The sequence below is a fragment of the Pontibacterium sp. genome, assembly GCF_041587635.1.
Classification (GTDB): Bacteria; Pseudomonadota; Gammaproteobacteria; order Pseudomonadales; family Balneatricaceae; genus Pontibacterium.
This window is the reverse complement of the sequence record NZ_JBFGYC010000349.1, coordinates 1-4,382: the sequence shown is the minus strand read 5'-3', so window position 1 is coordinate 4,382 and position 4,382 is coordinate 1. Positions and strand designations below refer to the sequence as shown.

Sequence of the window (4,382 nt, the reverse complement as noted above, 5' to 3'; positions counted from 1 at the left end):
TCAACCTCAGCTTTCGCGTTCAGCTCGGTCAGCAGGTCTTGATAGTCGTACTGACCATTACGCGAACCCAGCACAGCGCGCATCGTTGTACGCTCCTGTTCGTCCATCTCGCCAGCAGCCCCCTGCTGGACGCCGGTTACAGCGAGCACCGCACGACCACCATCACCCAACGCAACAGATGCGTACTCAGCGCCGCCTTCAGCCGGATGAGGCACTTTAAACGCTTCCTGCAATACTTCTGCTGGCAGATCGCGCTGAGCACGATTCACGGCTGGCAGAGATTTAACTTCGCTGCCGTCAGCCTGAGAGGCTAAAGTCTGACCACCGTTCAACGCGACCAGAATATCAGCAACTTTCGCATCCAACGCGTCAGATACACGTGCCTTCAACAATTCTGCATTCACCTGCTCTGATACTTCATCGTAAGCCTGCTCGCGTGGTTTCAGATGCTCCTTAACACGCACAACAACCGCCCGAGAAGAATCCAGCTCCAGCGGCGTACTGTTCACACCTTCTTTCAGCAGCTCGTCTCCAAACGCAGCAGCAACAACACGGTTGTTACCGGTTATGTCATCTTCGCCACCCAGACGGGTAAACGGTTCGCTGGTGACGATTTCCAGCTCCAGTGCTTCCGCCGGTTCAACCAGATCACCTGAAGAGAAGCTCAGATCGGCCAGACGCTCCATGCGATCAACATAGATTGCTTCTACCTTTTCACGCATCAGATCAAATTTAATATCGTTCTGAGCCTGCTCGAAGCTAGGTGCTTCAGTCGCTTTCACATCGATCAGCTTGATGATGTGATAACCGAAGTCAGTGAGTACAGGCTCTGAAACCTGTCCTTTCTCCAGGGCAAACAATGCTTCATCAAATTCCGGTACAAACAACCCTTTACCATTGAAGCCCAGATCACCGCCATTTTCAGCCGAACCCGGGTCGTCGGATTCTGCTTTTGCCAGCTCTGCGAAGTCTTCACCTGCTGCGATACGCTGGGCGATCTCTTTCGCTTTTGTTTCTGCATCACCGGCATCGCGGCTATCGGAGATTTCGATCAGGATATGAGACGCTTGACGCTCCTCCTGTCCTTCGAAATTATCAACCAACGCCTGATATTTCTGCTGAATCTCGTCGTCATCGACTTTCACTTCATCCAGCATTTTGACCTTATCCAGCAACAGGTACTCTACAACCACCTGCTCTTCGGTCTTGTATGACGCACGGTTATCATCAAAGTACTGCTTAGCATCCTGCTCATCAATCTGGATACCTGCCTGTACTTTATCTGCATCCAGCTCGAAGTAGCTCAGATCTCGGGTCTGCTGATCCAGCTCTATAACACGCGTCAGATCAGATTCCAGAGAGAACGAAGACAGCAGGTAACCGGTACGCAGCTGCTCAACCACTTTCTCTTTACGCACCAGATCACGATACATCAGCGGAGACAGGCCTGCGTTACGCAACACGGACTCAAACTGTACACGGTCAAATTTACCGTCTACCTGAAAGCTTGGTGTGCTGACCAGCATCTGGTCGATCATACGGTCGCTAAACACCATCTCCTGCGCACCGGCAGCCTGAGTCAGCACCGCCTGTTCGATCAAACCGTCCAGCACCATTTTGCTGATAACGTTATCGTCCAACAGCGTTGGATCGGCGTTCTCTCCCATTTGATTAAGTAGCTGGCGACGCTGTAGCTCTACGCCCTGCAGCAACTGTCGCTCACTGACCTCTTCTCCGTTGACTGTCGCTGGCGCATTGCTGCCACCTGTCAGGCTAACAAGTGACTCAACACCGAACAGAGCAAAAGTAACAGCGATCAGGCCAACAATCACCTTTGCGATAATGCCTTGAGAGTTATTCCGAATCGATTGCAGCATGGTGCTTTAAGAATCCTGGCAAATCATGTAACAAACAAAAAAGGCGCACCCCTAAAACAGGAATGCGCCTTTTCTACAATTTTGAAACCGGCAAATGTCGCAATGATACCAACCGGTTTAAAGGAACGCAGGGTGTAATACACAATTTGTAGTACCTCTGCATTCCTTGATGCCCCCTTCCACGAGAACATTGGCGGAGCGGTCAGAATAGCAATGAGCCTTTTCTGGTCCGAACCTATAGTAAAACCCCGACGCTACCGGGTTTTACTTGTTTACTGCGTCTTTCAGAGCCTTACCTGGTTTGAAGGTAGGCAGTGTAGCTGCAGCAATCTCGATTGGCTTACCGGTCTGAGGGTTACGACCCGTACGCGCAGCACGCTCTTTCACAGCAAAAGTACCAAAACCTACCAGCGCAACAGAATCTCCTTCCTGCAGAGCACCAGTTACAGCTTCCAGAGTAGCGTCCAGAGCACGACCCGCAGCAGCTTTAGAGATGTCAGCAGAAGCCGCAATCGCGTCGATCAGTTCAGACTTATTCACATTGTTCCCCTTTATCGAAAAGATCTAGTTGTTATATCTAAAAAATCCAGTCCAGCAAGATGGTCTTGGCATTTTATACCAACAGGCAGAAAGGGGTGTCAACAAGCTTCAACGCCTTTCTACCCCTTGATTTACCTAATGTGCCTTTATTTGCCCATGCTCATTTTTTGCTGATTTCTTCTTGCCAGAAACATCTTCTTCTGCTTCACCCTGCAAAGGTTCCGGCTGATACTTCAGCGCAATCTCCAGAACCTCGTCGATCCATCTAACCGGCTTAATATCAAGATCTGCTTTGATATTGGCCGGAATTTCTTTCAAATCACGTTCATTTTCTTCTGGAATAATCACTGTCTTGATGCCACCACGGTGAGCCGCCAGCAGTTTTTCCTTCAGTCCGCCAATGGGCAGAACCTGTCCACGCAACGTAATTTCACCCGTCATCGCTACATTAGAGCGGACCGGAATATTTGTTAGTACAGATACCAGTGCTGTGCACATGCCAATACCCGCACTTGGACCGTCTTTAGGTGTCGCACCTTCTGGCACATGGATATGAATATCGTTCTTCTCATGGAAGTCAGGCTTAATACCCAAGGTATCAGCACGATTACGCACAACCGTCAGTGCCGCCTGAATCGACTCTTTCATCACATCGCCCAAGCTACCGGTTGTGACCTGTCGACCTTTACCCGGCACAACTGCACCTTCGATACTCAGTATATCGCCACCAACCTGCGTCCACGCCAGGCCTGTCACATGACCAACCAGATCCTGCTCTTCCGCCATTCCAAATTTGTGTTTCTTCACACCGGAATAATCTTCGAGCTGATCTTCACCAATGGCGATTGGCAATTCACTACTGTCAGCCAATGCCAACTGCTTGACGACCTTACGGCACAACTTGGCAATTTCACGCTCAAGGCCACGTACACCCGCTTCACGCGTGTAGTATCGAATCAAGCCTTCAACGGCAGAATCCTCGATTGTAACCTCTTTTTCCTTCAGACCGTTATTCTTAAGCTGCTTAGGAATCAGATATTTACGTGCAATATTCAGTTTTTCGTCTTCGGTGTAGCCCGGAATACGAATTAATTCCATTCGATCCAGCAGAGGACCCGGAATATTCATAGAATTGGACGTACACACAAACATCACGTCCGACAGATCATAATCGACTTCCAGATAGTGATCGTTGAACGTGTTGTTCTGTTCTGGATCAAGCACTTCCAACAACGCAGACGCTGGATCACCTCGGTGGTCCATGCCCATCTTGTCGATTTCATCGAGCAGGAACAGCGGGTTTTTCACGCCAACCTTAGACATTTTCTGCACGAGCTTACCTGGCATTGAGCCGATGTAAGTGCGACGGTGACCACGAATTTCCGCCTCATCACGTACGCCACCCAGCGCCATCCGCACGTATTTACGGTTGGTCGCACGAGCAATAGAACGGCCCAGTGAGGTTTTACCCACACCCGGAGGTCCAACCAGACACAGAATCGGGCCTTTAAGTTTCTTCACTCGGCGCTGAACTGCCAAGTATTCCAGAATGCGATCTTTCACCTCTTCCAGACCGTAGTGATCTTCGTTCAGGATCTTTTCCGCACGCTTCATGTCATGGCGCACTTTAGAGCGCTTGGTCCATGGAATCAGCAGCATCCAATCGATATAACCGCGTACAACGGTCGCTTCAGCTGACATCGGTGACATCATCTTCAGCTTGTTGTACTCACTCATGGTTTTATCCAGAGCTTCCTGCGGCATACCCGCTTCTTCAATGCGCTGTTTGAGCTGTTCCATATCATTGGAACCGGTCTCATCCATGTCTCCCAGCTCTTTCTGAATCGCTTTCATTTGCTCATTCAGATAATACTCGCGCTGGCTCTTCTCCATTTGTTGCTTGACGCGGCCGCGAATGCGTTTCTCGATCTGCATCAGGTCGATCTCGCCCTCGATCTTGCTCAT

The 4,382-nt window shown here is 50.0% G+C and carries 3 protein-coding genes; all 3 read right to left on the bottom strand.

The window, feature by feature from the left end; genetic code table 11:
* Positions 1–1,877: SurA N-terminal domain-containing protein (locus ABYW01_RS15170; RefSeq protein ID WP_372834212.1), on the bottom strand; the 1,877-nt coding region annotated here is incomplete at its 3' end.
* 264 nt (positions 1,878–2,141) lie between these two features.
* Positions 2,142–2,417 carry an HU family DNA-binding protein gene (locus ABYW01_RS15165; RefSeq protein ID WP_193955164.1) on the bottom strand — a complete coding sequence of 92 codons (276 nt, stop codon included), beginning with the start codon at positions 2,415–2,417 and terminating at the stop codon, positions 2,142–2,144.
* 135 nt (positions 2,418–2,552) lie between these two features.
* The coding region (lon, locus tag ABYW01_RS15160) for an endopeptidase La (protein WP_372834210.1) at positions 2,553–4,382 on the bottom strand (1,830 nt) is incomplete at its 5' end.